Raw genomic sequence first — 16,238 nt, 5'->3', positions numbered from 1 at the left:
TAGTCAGTTTAGCTTATTTAGACGGTCAACAGACCCTAGATGATGTTATTTTATATATTTTTTAAGGAATTAAGATGCAAACATCAATTAGCAATGATACTCAGAAAAAACTGCAGTGGTCGTTACTTTCTTTACGCTTAGGCGTGTTTGTGGTGATGCTGGTATGGACATTAGATAAGTTTGTCAATCCTGGCCATAGTATGAAGATTTTCGAAAAGTTTTATGGCATCGGCGGAATGAGTGAGGTTGCTGCTTATGTTATGGGCGCACTGCAATTAGCCTTAGTATTTGCGTTTGTATTAGGTATTAAAAAGCGTATTACTTACGGGGTTATCTTTCTGATGCATGGCGCTTCAACATTATCGGCATTTAATCTATATTTTGATGCATTTAATAATTTATTGTTTTTTGCAGCATGGCCAATGTGGGCCGCGTGTTTTGCGTTGTACATGTTAAGAGATGAAGACACTAAGTTTACAGTGAAATAAATTACTAACGATTTATCGACACAAAAAGGCCAGCTAAATATATTTAGCCGGCCTTTTTATTAGACGCTCAATGTTAAACGCTAATGCTAAGCGTTAAGCACTCAAGGTTTAGTTGTCAAAGCTAAACCTTATTTGGTGTCACGATTACGGATAACCAAAAAGCTAAATAACACTACAATCACCATTTGCGTACTCAAGCCTTGCCATGTTGATGCAATACCTAACCAGCTAATCGACACATCTATAGGGAAGGGAGTAAGGCTAATTACTGCTGCTTCTTGTAGCGCTGAAATCCCTTTTCCTGCCAAGATAAACGCTAAAATAAGCATGAAGTAAGAACTCACCGCAAAGAAGCGGGCTAATGGTAATTTAACTGAGTAGCGCATCATTAACCAAGCAATCACCGCTAAAATAGCCATACCTGCTAGCAAGCCGTAAACCAAGTAACTGACTTGTTCATTGCTGCTGGCAGAGCCTATGGCTTGTGTCAGTAATGATTGATAGAACAAAATCGTTTCAAAGACTTCACGATAGACCGAAATAAATGCCAGCCCAGTGAGACCCCATAAGGTGCCAGTGTTTAAATGGCGGTCGACATTATTTTTAATGTAACTTTGCCATTTGGAACCTTGGGTTTTACTGTGCATCCAATAACCAACATAAAACAACACCAAAGCGGCTAGCAATGCCGCGCCGCCTTCCATTAACTCCCTTGAGGCTCCGCTAATACTAATTAGGTTATCTGCTGCCCACCAGGTTAATACGCCAGCAGCGAGTGCTGATATCCAACCAAAGTGAACAAATTTAATCGCATCTTGACGTTCGGTTTTAATTAACACTGTCATTAAAGCAATGATAACGAGCAGTGCTTCTAATCCTTCGCGTAGCAGGATGATTAATGCAGCCGAAAACATGGCGTTATTCGATAGTGATTGCCCTGTTAATAAGGTGTCGGCTTGGTCTAGTTGAGCCAATATGCTGGTCAACTGTTGATTTACCTGGCTGTCCTGTCCTGCTGTTTTTAGGATGTTTCTAAAATTAAGCAGCTGGCTTTCGATTGATTTACGTAAACTACTGTCATGAGCATCTAAATTGTTTTCAATTAATTCAAAACCGTCGAGATAGGCGCTCACTGCTAAGGTTTGTGCTTGAGCAAACTCATTGGCTTTATATGCTTTTACAGCAGCCTGCAAGTTAGTACGCGCGACTGAAATAGGTGAGTCAGCATGTTGAAACAGTCGCTCAGGTTGTGAGCGTAGTAATGATAATTGGGTTTTATCAATTCCGACATTTTGCTGAATTAACTGGGTTGGATTGCTATTGACCCACTGTTGTAATTCAATATTCGCATCATGCTTGATGTGCTCCGAGGCAGTAGCTGTTGGCTCAAAAGCTAAACTACCTACATAGAAAGCCAGTGACCAACGCTGTTGATCATTTAACTCACTAAAAGCACGCATAGCACTGCCATCTAAACCGTCGGAAATCGCATCGTAAAGTCCCAATAATGAACGATTCATTGCTCGTTCGTGATCGGTGAAATTGGTTGGCTCTGGTGACAATGATTTTGCCAGAGGCCCATCGCCTTGGCCTAAATCACCATGACAGGTCGAACAATTTTCGATAAACAGCTGTTTAACATGGTTTTTGGCTAATAGCTGTGTTGGTAACACTAATGCTGGAGACTGGCTTAATAACTGGTTACGTATTTTTTGGCTAAGCCCTTGAATAACATCCAGTGATGTTTTTTCTGCAATGGCTTGCTGTAATTGCAATGCATCGGCTGTTAATGAATTTGGCACATCATTGGCGAGCAGGTTAGTTTTTTCGATAATGATGCTAGCAAATTGCTGCATTTCAGCAAATTCATCAGGATTAGAGATACGACCTTCGGTCACCGCTTCTGAGTAATCAACACCAATGTATTCAGCTAATTGAAGAATTTGTCGTGTTTGTTTTAAGAGATCTTGCGATGTCTCTGGTGATATATCTTGTGACGAGACTGCCGGGCTCTGTGCCCATAAAGAAGTTGAAAACACCGAAGTAATGACAATCAATAGGCATCTATTGAAGACCGAAGATGTGAGCTGTTGTCGCCATAACGTGAAGCTGCTTAAGAAAGTATTCAAGGTATTGCCTTAATAGGAATGAAGGAATTATTCTTTAAACTAAATTAAATAAATGATAATGATTTCTATTCTACTTTCTTGCTTGAGGCTAATCAATCACTCTGAAGGTTTGTTAGATAATACTGTCAGTGTAAAAAGCGATTTGAGATGAGATTGTTGGCCATGGATAATTATTTCGAGACAGTATTTAAATAGATATTGTCTATTTATAACAATTAGATAATTGTTATATTGGTACCATATAAGCATTAGCCTTGTGCCTTGCTGATATACAATAGTCAGTATTAATTATTGCTGTTTGGTATAAGTGACCTTAGATGTTTATAACTGAAGGTTATGAAACAGCCTTTGTGCTGTTATCTGCATTTTATGGACTTACTGTAGGTTAACGATTGATGTGCCAATACGTATTATTAATAAAATACATGCCAAATTTGCTATCATAATTTCGACATCAGCCAGTCTCGAAATAATTATCCATGGCCGCTAATGATTTTTGTATCGATTGCTCAGGCTTGAGGTTAGCTAGGATTAGCACTACGCTAGTTACTAGCAAACTAAACCTGATATATTAATGTTATTAAGTGTTATTGGAGTCGATAGATTGATAGAAATGAGGTCCATTATGATGAGTAACACTATGGTAAATAACCAATGACAACGCCAGTAAGTGCTTCGTTGTATGCTGATCTTCGCCTAATTGACATAGGTATGGAATTGTTTATTGAAATTCATTTTGCCAATGGTAAAACAGTGCAGTCACGTTCGAGCTTAATTGGTTATCAGGTTGGGCGGTTTATCTTGATTGAGTATCCCAATAAAGGTTTTTCTGAGGCTTATCAACATATGCTAGTGAATGCTGAAATTGTGGTAAGGGCGATGACGAATAGTGGTTTTAAAGACATTATTGCTTTTAAGTCGACCATATTCTCTGTGGTTAATCAACCGATTAGAATGCTGTGCCTTAGTGTGCCTAAAACCATCATCAAGAAAAAAGTCAGAGAGCAGTTGCGAGTTAATATCGAGCAAGAAGTGTTTATTATGCACAATGACAATAAAATCAGTGCAAAAATGCTCGACTTTTCTTCTACTGGCTGTTTACTGACGGTAGACGCCAAAACAGTGAATATTGAACAAGGCGAAGAGATACATGTGGCTATCTCTATTAACACTGATCTTTCAGGGATTTTAACGGGTAGCATGGTTAAAGTTCAAAACATTGAAGGTGTATTGAATATTGGGGTGAAATTTTCAGATGAGCATCCACAATTAAAAGATAATATTTTCAGCTATTTTTTAGTCAGTTCAACTACAAAATCATGACCCAAAGTGAATCCTAGTTGTGGACTATCAGTGTGAATCATCGTCCTTAAAAAAGATAAAAAAAAACGCATCAAAAGATGCGCGAAAATTCACAAGCAAACACGGTATTACAGCTTTTATTGTTAGTCTGAAAGTAGGCTAAAGGTAAGCTACCTTTAGCCTGTTTTTAGCCCTATATAGGCTAGCAAGCTGTTAATCTAAATAGTTTAAAATGCCTAATGCAGCATCTCGTCCTTCTGCTATGGCAGTTACAACGAGATCAGAACCTCGCACCATATCACCACCGGCAAACACTTTAGGGTTAGTGGTTTGGAAAGGGTTGTCGTCGGTTTTCTTGGCCTTAACTAATCCCCATTCGTTGGTTTCAATGCCAAAATCACTAAACCAAGCAGCAGGGCTCGCTTGGAAACCAAAGGCGATAATCAGCGCATCGGTTGCTAATACTTGCTCACTACCAGCAATGATTTCGGCGCGTTGACGTCCACTAGCATCAGCTTCACCCATTTGAGTTTCAACACATTCAATCCCGACTACTTGACCGTTTTCAGCTTTAATTGCCACTGGTTGACGATTAAATAAGAAGTTAACGCCTTCTTCACGCGCATTTTGCACTTCACGGCGAGAGCCCGGCATGTTGGCTTCGTCACGACGATAAGCACATGTCACGCTCTTCGCGCCTTGACGAATGGCTGTACGCACACAATCCATTGCAGTATCACCGCCGCCCAACACCACCACATCTTTACCTTCAAGGCTTAGATAGGGTGTAGCGTCGTCTTGAGTACCCATAATGTGATGAGTATTGCCAATGAGATACGGTAACGCTTGAATCACGCCTTGAGCGTCTTCATTGGGCAGTTTAGCTTTCATGGCGGTGTAAGTACCCATACCCAGAAAGACAGAATCGTACTCGTCTAATAGGCTTTGAAAACTCACATCCTTGCCGACAGTTACACCCATTTTGAATTGAATGCCCATGCCTTCAAGCACTGAACGGCGAGTGGCCATAACATCTTTATCAAGCTTGAAAGAAGGGATGCCATAAGTGAGCAAACCACCAATTTGTGGGTATTTATCATACACCACGGCTTGCACACCATTACGAGCCAACACATCAGCACAGCCAAGACCCGCAGGACCCGCTCCAATAATGGCAACACGCTCTTTACGTGGCGTCACATCCTTCATGTTTGGGCGCCAGCCTTGGGCAATTGCAGTATCGGTAATGTATTTTTCAACACTGCCAATGGTGACCGCACCAAAGTCGTCGTTTAAGGTACAAGCACCTTCGCATAAACGGTCTTGTGGGCATACCCGGCCACATATTTCTGGCAGAGTATTGGTTTCATGCACCAAGTCTGCCGCTTCCATAATGCGACCTTCTTCTGCCAGTTTTAACCAGTTTGGAATGTAGTTATGCAGTGGGCACTTCCATTCGCAATACGGGTTACCGCAGTCAAGACAGCGATCGGCTTGTTGTTTTACTTCTGGTTGCGTAAACGGCTGATAAATTTCAATAAATTGTGTAGCACGTTTTTTCGCTTCAAGTTTAATGGGGTCTACTCGACCCACTTCTATAAATTGAAAGTCATTGCTCATAATAATTACCCTGCCTTTACTACTAATTCCGGACTCTTCTGCTCAATTTTTAGCAGGTCAGCAACGGCAATATTCTTTGGTTTAACTAATACGAAACAATCCAACCAGTTTTCAAAATCACTTAAAATCATATGAGCATGTTCACTGCCGGTTTCAGCATAGTGAGTTTCAATCAGGCCTTTTAAGTGTTGCTGGTGGATGGTCGATTCTAATTTTTGAGTGTCGACCATTTCGGTGTTTACTCGGCGATTAAAGCGACCAAACTGATCAAATACATAGGCAAATCCGCCAGTCATCCCCGCACCAAAGTTGACCCCCGTTTTGCCTAGGATAACCACGATACCACTGGTCATGTATTCGCAACCATTGTCACCCGTTCCTTCAACGACCGCGATGGCCCCTGAGTTACGCACAGCAAAACGCTCACCCGCTTGACCCGCGGCAAACAGTTTGCCGCCAGTAGCACCATACAAACAGGTGTTCCCCATAATGGCACTGCGTTCACTTTGGAACGGGCTACCAATAGGTGGGTGAATAACGATCTTACCGCCAGACATACCTTTGCCGACATAATCATTAGCATCGCCGCACAGCTTAAGTTCAAGGCCAGGGCTATTCCATACGCCAAAGCTTTGGCCTGCACTACCGCTAAAGCCAAGTTTGATTGGTTGTTTTGCGCCTGCGACACCAATTTTAGTTGCAATATAACCAGATAATGCCGCGCCAACTGAACGGTCGGTATTGTTGATTGCATATTGACCTGAATACGGTTCACCCGCATCAACTGCAGCACTGCAATCTGCAACCAATGTTTGGTTTAACTTGCCAATATCAGATGGAGGGTTAATTTCTTTCCATGTGAGTGACGAGTTTGCCTGCACTTTGGGTTTATATAAAATTGGCGCAAGGTCAAGACCACGTTGCTTGTCTGTTTGACCTTCAAGTGTATATAACCAGTCGCTTCGTCCGACTAAATCTTCGAACTGAGTTACCCCTAATGCAGCCATCCATTCACGCACTTCTTGAGCCACAAATTCAAAGTAGGTCATGACACGTTCTGGTAAGCCGTGATAATGGTTTTCGCGTAAGTTTTTATCTTGGGTTGCGACACCTGTCGCACAGTTATTAAGATGACAAATACGTAAGTATTTACACCCAAGCGCAATCATCGGCACTGTACCAAAGCCAAAGCTTTCGGCACCCAATAAGGCTGCTTTAATAACATCGGTACCGGTTTTTAACCCGCCATCCACTTGTAGACGGATTTTATGACGTAAACCATTTTCTACTAGCGACTGATGCACTTCCGCTAAACCAAGCTCCCAAGGAGAACCGGCGTATTTCACCGAGGTGATAGGGCTTGCGCCAGTGCCACCGTCGTAACCTGATATGGTGATCATATCGGCATAGGCTTTTGCAACACCTGTTGCAATGGTGCCAACACCGGGTTCTGATACTAGCTTGACCGACACCAAGGCTTTTGGATTGATTTGTTTTAAATCGAAAATCAGCTGAGCTAAATCTTCAATTGAATAAATATCGTGGTGCGGCGGCGGTGAAATCAAGGTCACACCAGGACGAGCATGACGAAGTCCTGCGATTTCAACGCTAACTTTATGGCCAGGTAATTGCCCACCTTCACCCGGTTTTGCACCTTGAGCTACTTTAATTTGCAACACATCAGCGTTAACTAAGTAATGCGCGGTCACGCCAAAGCGACCCGATGCAATTTGTTTGATGGCCGAGTTACGTTCGCTATTGAAACGGCGTGCATCTTCGCCACCTTCACCTGAGTTTGAGCGTCCACCAAGACGGTTCATCGCAACCGCTAACGCTTCATGAGCTTCAGGGCTTAATGCACCGATACTCATGGCTGCGCTATCAAAGCGAGAGTAAAGCTTTTCAGCGCCTTCTACCGTGTCTATTTCAATGGCGTTAAGTTGACCTTTAATACCAATTAAATCACGTAAAGTGGCCACTGGGCGATCATCAACTAAGTGAGTAAACTTTTTGTACTCAGCGTAGTTTTTGTCTTTTAATGATGCTTGTAAGGTATTCACTACGTCTGGATTAAAGCAGTGATATTCACCACCTTCAACGTACTTTAATAAACCACCTTGTGGTAACGGTACATGGGCTCGATAGGCGGCGGTATGGAGTATTTTCTGGTCATCGGCAATATGGTTAAAACTGACACCTTCAATACGGCTTATCACGCCTTTAAAACATAACTCAATCACATCACTGGCTAAACCCACAGCTTCAAATTGTTGGCTACAACGATATGAACCTACGGTACTAATGCCCATTTTAGACATGATTTTACGTAAGCCTTTTTCAATGCCGTAACGGAAGTTAAGCATTAAATGGGTTACATCATCGACTTGATGCAGTTTTGCCATCGCTGAAATAGATTCATAGGCGAGGTAAGGGTAGATAGCCGTGGCACCAAAACCAATTAATACCGCAAAATGATGCGGATCGCGTGCTGAAGCGGTTTCAACAATAATGTTAGTGTCGCAACGTAGGCTTTTATCGACTAATCGAGTTTGCACAGAACCCACAGCCATAGCGGCAGGGATAACTTGAGCACTTTTCGCTACTGCACGGTCAGACAATACTAACAATGTTGTGCCGCTGCGAGCTAAGCGTTCAGCTTCGTCGGTAATACGGCGAATAGCCTGCTCTAGTGTTTCATTGGCATCATAGTTTAAATCAACTGTGTTGGCGCGATAGTTAGTGCTGTCTAATCCCAGTAACTGATTAAAATCACTGAATAACAAAATCGGTGAATTGAACATCACTCGGTAAGCATTACCGGTGGTTTCGCTAAATAGATTTTGCTCGCGACCGACGCAAGTGGCTAACGACATCACGTGTTTTTCACGTAATGGATCAATAGGCGGGTTGGTTACCTGAGCAAATTTTTGACGGAAATAGTCGTATAGTGAACGCGACTTTTTCGACAATACTGCCATAGGCGTATCATCACCCATTGAGCCAATGGCTTCTTCACCTTTGCTCGCAAGTACCCAAATAACTTGTTCTAATTCTTCACGGGTAAAACCAAACTGTTTTTGATATTGCAGTAATGTTTTACTATCAAAACCACTTGAACCTTGTTTGGTTGGAGCCATATCCTCAGCAGGGATCAATGTCTGACTGTTTTTAGCCATCCACTCTTTGTAAGGATGGCGACGCTTTAAGTCATTATCAATTTCAAATGAATGATACAAACGACCATTTAAGGTATCGAGTACTAGTAACTCACCGGGCCCAACGCGGCCTTTTTCAATCACTTCATCGGCGGAATAATCCCAAATACCGACTTCAGACGCTAAGGTGAGGATACGATCCTTGGTTATAACGTAACGAGAAGGGCGTAGACCGTTACGATCTACCGCACAGGCAGCATGGCGACCATTGGTCATTACAATGCCTGCAGGGCCGTCCCACGGCTCCATGTGCATTGAGTTAAAATCATAAAAGGCTTTTAACTCGTCATCCATTTCAGGATTTGATTGCCATGCAGGTGGAATAAGCAAGCGCATGGCTCGATATAAATCCATCCCTCCAGATAACAACATTTCAAGCATATTGTCTAAAGAAGACGAGTCTGAACCTGTTTCGTTAACAAAAGGGGCGGCTTGTTGTAAATCTGGTAGTAAAGGCGAATTAAACTTATAGGCGCGCGCTCTTGCCCATTGGCGGTTACCGGTAATGGTATTGATTTCGCCGTTATGAGCGAGGTATCGAAACGGTTGAGCTAATGGCCACTTTGGCGATGTGTTAGTTGAAAAGCGCTGGTGGAATAAGCAAATCGCACTTTTCAAACGAATATCTGCTAGGTCGGTATAAAATGATGGCAGATCTGCTGGCATCATTAAGCCTTTATAGACAATGACTTGTCCAGAAAGGCTGGCGACATAAAAGTCTTTGTCATCGGTGATCTGTTGTTCAAGACGGCGACGAGCCATATATAGGCGACGCTCAAGATCTTTTTCCCGCCAGCCTACCGGTGCGTTGATCAATACTTGATAAATTTGTGGCAAGCTTTCCCGGCCAATCTCCCCCAAGACATCCGGATTAATCGGTACTTTACGCCAGCCAGCGACACTGAGTGTTTCTCGTTGTAGTTCTTTTTCTAAGATAAACTTCGCTTCATCAGCGCGTTGCTCATCTTGGCTGAGAAATAGCATACCTACGGCAAACTTTCGGCTTAAATGCCAATCGTTTTCTGCCGCAATAGCTTCAAAAAAATCTGTAGGCATTTGCATTAATAAACCACAGCCGTCACCTGTGCGTCCGTCAGCTGCAATACCACCACGATGCTTCATTCGATCGAGACCATGAATCGCGGTACGCACAATGCGGTGACTCGCGTCGCCGTCCATTTGTGCAATCAAACCAAATCCGCAATTGTCACGCTCAAAACTGGGATGATACAAGCTCATACAAAAAACCCCCTAAACCTCTACTTGATACGACTCGGGGTAAATTTGAAGAATATCCATAGATATGCACCCGAACCATTCAAATTAAACTGAGAATGAATAAAGGTCAAACCAAAAAAATGCAACAAACTGAAATATTATTACTAAAAAAACGTTATAAGTCACCAACCTTACGTTAACGTAAACTGTGATATGTCACCTATAACGTTCTGAATAAAAAGAATTTTAGAAAATATTCAAACAATTGTTTACCTTTTTGCAACAACAATAGGGAATTATTTTTGAAATAAAAATAGTGAATTTTATTTCAAATACAGTCTTTGGGTAAAAAATTATTCTAAATGACTAAATATTCATTTTAGGTGATGTATAAATTACTTAAATTGTTTTAAACGTTTTTTGAGTTTGTGCACAACTTTAGCGAGCGCTTGAATTGATAGAGCATTTATTGATTTAGCACCAAGACAGATGTTTATCGTCTGACTACACTGGCGAACTTTGGAATGATGATGAGAGTAAGTTGTGGGTTTAGATGATTACGTTAATACGTTTGGGGCACATTGCAAACATTTATATGGCCAAAGAGTAAAAAAATTAACTATTGATGGCCAATTTACCTGTCCCAATCGAGATGGCACGTTAGGGGTAGGCGGTTGTACTTTTTGTAATGTTGTTTCATTTAGTGGCGAACAAGGTAGAGAACAGCCGATTGCGATGCAGTTAACCGAAGGTAAAGTACGCGCCCAATCTGCAAAAAAATGTACTACCTCTGCGGATATTAATTCTATTCCTACCGCTAAATACATCGCTTATTTTCAAGCTTATACCAGTACTTACGACGAGTATAAAGTGCTAAAGCAAAAGTATGATCAAGCACTTGAAGATGCCGATATTGTCGGGCTTCATATAGGTACTCGTCCTGACTGTGTACCCGATGAAGTACTTGATTTACTCGTTGAGTATCAACAAAGAGGTATTGAGGTGTGGTTGGAACTTGGCCTACAAACGGCCAATAATCACACGTTAAAACGGATTAATCGTGGTCACCAATTGTGTGAGTATCGTCAGACAGTTAAAAAGGCTCGCGCTAAAGGCATTAAGGTGTGTACCCATCTAATATTAGGGCTGCCGGGTGAAACATCTGCTGATTATTTTAATAGTTTACAAACCGTATTAGGAATTGGCGTTGACGGACTAAAACTGCACCCTTTGCATATTGTAGAAGGCAGTATTATGGCGAAACAATGGCGCTATCATCCTATGCCGCTAATAAGTCTTGAAGAGTATGCCTATGAGGCGGCAAAGCTTATCCGCCACACCCCAAAAGAGATTATCTTTCACCGCGTAACCGCCTATGCCAAAAAACCAATGTTACTCGCCCCTGATTGGTGCGCATTTAGATGGGATGGACTAGTGGCCATTGTGGATGAGCTTAAAGAATACGGTGGCCAAGGCAGTGCATTAATGTTTAGCCAAAGTAAAACGGCCTAGTGTGGTGTATTTAGGCAGATATATTATGTCTCTGCTGAATATGGACAAAGTAAAGATAGCGCTAGGTTTTGTGAAGATGTATCAGACTAATCGCTATTATTAGTTATATATTGGACGAAACATTACCAAAGTGAGTGTTTTTTAAACATTGGTAATACCAGTTGAGTAGTTATGTTGTAAAAATGTGATTTTTTACCATTAAATAGCGGCTAAATATTGGCAAGCCTTGCATAGGGTATTTTACTCGGTATCATATTTGTAATTTTATAGAGTTAGATTTTGATAGAGGTGCCTTTATGGCCACAACGCAGTTAGACTCAATATTGGATCTCAATACGCTTGAGCAATATATCAGTGCCATTGGTGCTGGAACGTTATTGAAAAGCGTAGTGTTATTCGAGCAGTTAATGCCTGAGTATGTCAGTAGCCTAGTGAAAGCTGGCGATGCAAATGATAAAGAAACGTTATGTGCAGAAGCTCATAAATTTAAAGGTGCAGCAGGATCTGTTGGCCTTAAACGCATTCAGCAATTTTCACAGTTACTACAACACGGTGAAGAAGCTAAATGGGAAACAGAACATAAAGTATGGCTTGCTGAAATCGTTGCGCATGCTGCACAAGATTTACAACAACTGAAAGTTTACTTAGAAGCGAAAGCGTAATTACGAGTAGAGTAGGCAGCATAATCAGTTTAGATTAACATCTACATTAGTGCCTACAATCGGTTTGTTGAAATGCCTCTTTATTGAAGAGGCATTTTTTATGGCCGTTTGTTCAATATTGACCATCAGTGTCTTGTTATTTTGGCTAAATTAATTCATTATTTGAATTAATATGGATAAGGGTAATCGTTTATATGAAAAATCTTCCTAGCCTCAAGAACCTTTATTATTTGGTTCATTTACATCAAGAGCAAAATTTTAATCGTGCTGCTAAGATGTGCTTTGTGAGTCAATCGACTTTATCTAGTGGTATCCAAAACCTTGAAGAACAACTGGGTTATCAGTTGATTGAACGTGATCATAAATCATTTATGTTTACCGCTATCGGTGAAGAAGTGGTTGAGCGTGCTCGAAATATTTTAACTAATGTTGATGACTTAGTTGAATTAGTGAAAAATCAAGGCGAACCGATGACCGGAGAAATTCGTTTAGGCTGTATTCCCACTATCGCGCCTTTCTTACTTAGCCGAGTCGTTAAGTTATGCCAGCAAGACTACCCCAAACTCAGTTTATTATTAAAAGAAGACACGACCGAGCGTCTATTAGATGCCTTAGCAAAAGGTGAGTTGGATTTATTAATATTAGCGTTACCTGTCGACACCAGTGGTTTTCATAGCATGAAAGTCGGCATCGATCCGTTTAAAATGGTGATGCATAAAGAGGTATCGCAACAATTTTTGCAACCCATTGACTATCAAAAAATGCCAGACGAAAGCATCTTTTTACTCCAAGCTGAACATTGCATTACCGGTCACGCGATAACAGCATGCCAATTGGGTGATAGTGCCAAAATCAATCCATTTGCTGCAACCAGTTTGCATACCTTGGTGCAGATGGTAAACAGTAAATTAGGCACCACATTTTTACCCCAAATGGCCATTGATACCGGTATTTTAACTGATACTGATCTTGTTGCAATGGATCCGCCGGGTGAAGCTCCTTATCGTGATATTGGCTTAGTTTGGCGTCAAACTACCAGCCGTATTTCAACGTTTAGAACCTTAGGCTTAGCGATTCAACAAAAGCTGCTAGCACAATCGTTACCAGGTTAACCGCAACTTGGGATAAATGAGAGATGGGATGAATCGATAAAATGGTTTATTTCAGGTTAGCAATATCAAAGGTGCGATTTGTGTCGTTAATAAGGCTATTGAAGCGTCAATAGCCTTTTTGTCATCTGTCGCGTAGCAATGTGCGTTTCAGGCATGTTTATGATTGAAATTGAGCTTAACTAAACTCAATTAACCTCAGTTTTAGGCGTTGGTCAGTTTTATCGGTGCAACGCCATACACTTCAGTCGGATGTTTTTTACCTTTAAGCATGATTGGGCCTAAATCAGTCAGGTCATATTGACTATTTTGCTGCTCAAGTCGATGCACAACATCTCCAGATAGCAACATTCGTTGACCGAGCGGATTACATTGGTCTTGTAGCCGTGCCAAGGTATTTAATACATCACTGAAAAAACTAATCTCTTGTTTATGTACGCCGACTACCGCAGCTACAACTTGGCCACAATGCGCTGCAGCCTTGAATTTTGGCACAAAACCATATTGTTGTTCAAAATATTGCCTTTGCCACTGCAATTGCTGGCAAAATTCGAAATAGATATTCATACAACGGTCTTGTTTAATACCTTGCTCTAATGGCCAGTGGATAAGTACGGCATCACCCATGTAACGATAAATTTCAGCTTCATTATCGGTTACTGTGTCCGCTAACATGCTAAAGCTATCTTGAATTAGGCGGCTAAAGCGATAATCACCTAAGGTTTCTGCATGAGCTGTTGATGAGACCATATCGATAAATAAGAATAATTGTTGCTCGTAACGTGGTTTGTGGTATTTGCCAAGGCCTATATTGAGCAAGACTTTAGGGCCAACCAACAGTGACATTTGTTCGATAAAAGCTAAGCTGACCCTTACCACAACAAGATAAACCACTAATGCCTGAAACGATGGGCTATAAATAATCTGTACTGTGAGCATTTGTCGTAATGTCACCATGTGGTTCTCTATGGCCCACATGTTTAAAAATTGTGTCACATACGCCAAGGTTGTTGCCCCAAGGAGCAAAAACAATCCTTTAAACACCACTGAAAATAAATAAGGTAAACGGCTGATGGCGCTAAAATCTGCAATGAGATTGGACATCCAATGCAAGCCGCCAAATACAACACCCATCATTATGGCAAGCGTGGCGAGATCGGCATTGCCAACAGCCCATTCAGGCAGTTGCGATGATTGTGAGTAGCGAAAAAAAACGAAAGAAGCCATTGCTACACACCAGGCAAAAATAGCGAACAATAATTTTTGAGTTTGACGGCGTGCTTTCACGGAGGATGTGGTTGCCCAAATGACTTAGTATATAAGGGGGGTAGTCTATAGAAAATTTGCTTACATGTGATAGTTTATTTGTGATTTAGATCAATAGAAGTGAAGAAATATGTGTACTAACGCAAAGTTTTTTCAACATTACTAGGGCTTGTTGAACTTTAGTGGCTGAAATTTGTTCGAGATAAACGGCTTGTTATTTATTTAACAAGGCGGCATAAATATTAGAGACGAAACTTCCAATTAGGCTAACGGTTTGTCACCAATTTATTCGATAAAGATTAAAAACACCCTTTAGCCGGTTCGTTTGAGCTGCATTTGTGGTTTGTTTCTGTGTGTTATCGCTTACTCATGTTGTATCACGAGATGTCGTAAGCTCTGCTTTGTAAAACATTGCCATGTACCACTGAAAAATTGATGTTAATGATCAACAGACCCTAGATAGCAAGCAATGTAACAATGGCAGATTATGAAAAGGCATTGGTTAATATCTGTTGAGTAAAATCAATTTTAAGGTAAAAGCCTCGGGGATTAGATAACTGAATGCTGCCGTCTTCGGCGATGCTTTCGGTGAGTATTTTGCTATTAGCTGCTTTTGGACGTAATTGCAGTACTTCACCATGACGTGCAGTAATTTTATCAACTTGACCTAGTGCAATTAACTCCATTATCTCTTCCCAATCTTGTTGCAACTGTCTGGCTTGTGCCGTATTCGGTTGCCACAATATTGGGGTGCCTATACGACGATCACCGACTGGGATACTACGTTCGCCTTCAATAGGAACCCATAACACTCTCTGCAATTTATGATAAACCAAACTGTTTTCCCAAGTCATACCCTGAATGTTTGTCAGCGGTGCCACGGTGACATAAGTGGTCTCAAGCGGTTTGCCTTTGCGATCAATCGGGATCGTTTTGAGTTCAACTCCTAAATGTAAAAAGTCTTGTTCAGGCTTTGATCCTGCCAGCGCGCCTAATTCAGATTCAATCAGTTGGCCTACCCAACCTTTATCTCGGCGTAAATCGGCTGGTACAATGATGTCATTATCGGCCGCAATATCAGCTAAACGAATGCCAGCCATATTGTGCGCTCTTTGCATTAATTCGCTTATATCTAATGGCGATGATTTAGCCATGGATGAGTATTTTCCTCTGGAAAAAAGAATGAATAGACGATCAAAATCAACAGGCTATGCTATCAAGTAATATTCGTCGAGAACAAGTTTAGTTAGTTATTTGCGATGTGGTTGAAAAACGACCATGTTTTAGTTGGTTAAAGTTATTTGATTGAATTCCTTTGTAATCGGTTGTTTTAAAAGTTCTTTTTAGGTTGTGGTTGTTTTTATATTATACTTGTCCCGAGTTACACTCGTTTTTCCCCTACATTTCACACATACTTATCCACAGATTTAATGGATAAGTGTAATAAAACCTGTCTTTAACTGATTAAAAACACCAAGTCAACGCAATAAAACAGCTTTTTAGCGGGTTTAATTTAAAATAAGCCTTGTTATTTGTGTATAACTTAAGTTGCTAAATGAGTGATTGGCTATCTTAATTGGTGTTGTTTGTTTTTTGTACGATAGCGGCGATTTGCTATAATGTTAATTTACAGTTTTTTTTAAGTTACTAATTATATTAGAGTATATTATAATAAAAAGCAGTTTACCTTAGAAAGGGTGCAACTAAATTTTAGCCT

The 16,238-nt window shown here is 41.0% G+C and carries 10 protein-coding genes; 5 read left to right on the top strand and 5 right to left on the bottom strand.

Going from position 1 to position 16,238, the window contains the following annotated elements; translation table 11 throughout:
• Positions 1–74: 74 nt before the first annotated feature.
• The gene (locus AAEY99_RS04590) at positions 75–488 is read left to right on the top strand and encodes a hypothetical protein (protein ID WP_101088851.1); all 414 of its coding nucleotides are present in this window, start codon (positions 75–77) and stop codon (positions 486–488) included.
• Positions 489–616: 128 nt separating this feature from the next.
• Here AAEY99_RS04590 and AAEY99_RS04585 read toward each other — a convergent pair whose 3' ends face one another.
• Positions 617–2,545, bottom strand: a complete 1,929-nt coding sequence (locus AAEY99_RS04585) for a cytochrome c/FTR1 family iron permease (RefSeq protein ID WP_351009362.1) — start codon at positions 2,543–2,545, stop codon at positions 617–619.
• Positions 2,546–3,271: 726 nt separating this feature from the next.
• Between AAEY99_RS04585 and AAEY99_RS04580 the strand changes: the two genes are divergently transcribed.
• Complete coding sequence (locus AAEY99_RS04580; protein ID WP_101088853.1) at positions 3,272–3,940, top strand: flagellar brake protein; 669 nt, start codon at positions 3,272–3,274, stop codon at positions 3,938–3,940.
• Positions 3,941–4,132: 192 nt separating this feature from the next.
• Here the strand turns inward: AAEY99_RS04580 and AAEY99_RS04575 are convergent, their stop codons facing one another.
• Both AAEY99_RS04575 and gltB read right to left on the bottom strand, forming a co-directional pair.
• Positions 4,133–5,539 (bottom strand): glutamate synthase small subunit GltD family protein, encoded by a 1,407-nt coding sequence (locus AAEY99_RS04575; protein WP_162023696.1) that lies wholly within the window; start codon positions 5,537–5,539, stop codon positions 4,133–4,135.
• Between the two features lie 5 nt (positions 5,540–5,544).
• Entirely contained in the window at positions 5,545–9,993 is a 4,449-nt protein-coding gene (gltB, locus tag AAEY99_RS04570; protein WP_101088855.1) for a glutamate synthase large subunit, read from the bottom strand.
• Between the two features lie 522 nt (positions 9,994–10,515).
• Here gltB and mnmL point away from each other — a divergent pair.
• The 3 genes from mnmL to oxyR all read left to right on the top strand — a co-directional run bounded on the left by mnmL (position 10,516) and on the right by oxyR (position 13,258).
• Positions 10,516–11,484: a tRNA modification radical SAM protein MnmL/YtqA gene (gene mnmL, locus AAEY99_RS04565; protein ID WP_101088856.1), complete on the top strand. Its 969-nt coding sequence runs from the start codon at positions 10,516–10,518 to the stop codon at positions 11,482–11,484.
• 296 nt (positions 11,485–11,780) lie between these two features.
• Positions 11,781–12,146 (top strand): Hpt domain-containing protein, encoded by a 366-nt coding sequence (locus tag AAEY99_RS04560; protein ID WP_101088857.1) that lies wholly within the window; start codon positions 11,781–11,783, stop codon positions 12,144–12,146.
• A 194-nt stretch (positions 12,147–12,340) separates the two neighbouring features.
• Positions 12,341–13,258, top strand: coding sequence for a hydrogen peroxide-inducible genes transcriptional activator OxyR (gene oxyR, locus AAEY99_RS04555; RefSeq protein WP_101086335.1), 918 nt, complete (start codon positions 12,341–12,343; stop codon positions 13,256–13,258).
• A 201-nt stretch (positions 13,259–13,459) separates the two neighbouring features.
• On the opposite strand, the gene AAEY99_RS04550 is transcribed toward oxyR, so the two are convergent.
• Both AAEY99_RS04550 and mutH read right to left on the bottom strand, forming a co-directional pair.
• Positions 13,460–14,482, bottom strand: coding sequence for an adenylate/guanylate cyclase domain-containing protein (locus AAEY99_RS04550; RefSeq protein ID WP_220487333.1), 1,023 nt, complete (start codon positions 14,480–14,482; stop codon positions 13,460–13,462).
• A 524-nt stretch (positions 14,483–15,006) separates the two neighbouring features.
• Positions 15,007–15,675 (bottom strand): DNA mismatch repair endonuclease MutH, encoded by a 669-nt coding sequence (gene mutH, locus AAEY99_RS04545; RefSeq protein ID WP_162023691.1) that lies wholly within the window; start codon positions 15,673–15,675, stop codon positions 15,007–15,009.
• Positions 15,676–16,238 lie beyond the last annotated feature (563 nt).

This window comes from Shewanella sp. S1-58-MNA-CIBAN-0166 (assembly GCF_040310085.1).
Taxonomy (GTDB): Bacteria; Pseudomonadota; Gammaproteobacteria; order Enterobacterales; family Shewanellaceae; genus Shewanella.
This window is presented reverse-complemented; position numbering and strand designations above follow the sequence as displayed.

Excerpts from the sequence above, each read along its gene's own strand:
- AAEY99_RS04575 (WP_162023696.1), bottom strand. The coding sequence starts at position 5,539 with ATGAGCAATGACTTTCAATTTATAGAAGTGGGTCGAGTAGACCCCATT.
- AAEY99_RS04560 (WP_101088857.1), top strand. The coding sequence starts at position 11,781 with ATGGCCACAACGCAGTTAGACTCAATATTGGATCTCAATACGCTTGAG.
- AAEY99_RS04590 (WP_101088851.1), top strand. The coding sequence starts at position 75 with ATGCAAACATCAATTAGCAATGATACTCAGAAAAAACTGCAGTGGTCG.
- gltB (WP_101088855.1), bottom strand. The coding sequence starts at position 9,993 with ATGAGCTTGTATCATCCCAGTTTTGAGCGTGACAATTGCGGATTTGGT.
- mutH (WP_162023691.1), bottom strand. The coding sequence starts at position 15,675 with ATGGCTAAATCATCGCCATTAGATATAAGCGAATTAATGCAAAGAGCG.
- oxyR (WP_101086335.1), top strand. The coding sequence starts at position 12,341 with ATGAAAAATCTTCCTAGCCTCAAGAACCTTTATTATTTGGTTCATTTA.
- AAEY99_RS04580 (WP_101088853.1), top strand. The coding sequence starts at position 3,272 with ATGACAACGCCAGTAAGTGCTTCGTTGTATGCTGATCTTCGCCTAATT.
- AAEY99_RS04550 (WP_220487333.1), bottom strand. The coding sequence starts at position 14,482 with ATGGCTTCTTTCGTTTTTTTTCGCTACTCACAATCATCGCAACTGCCT.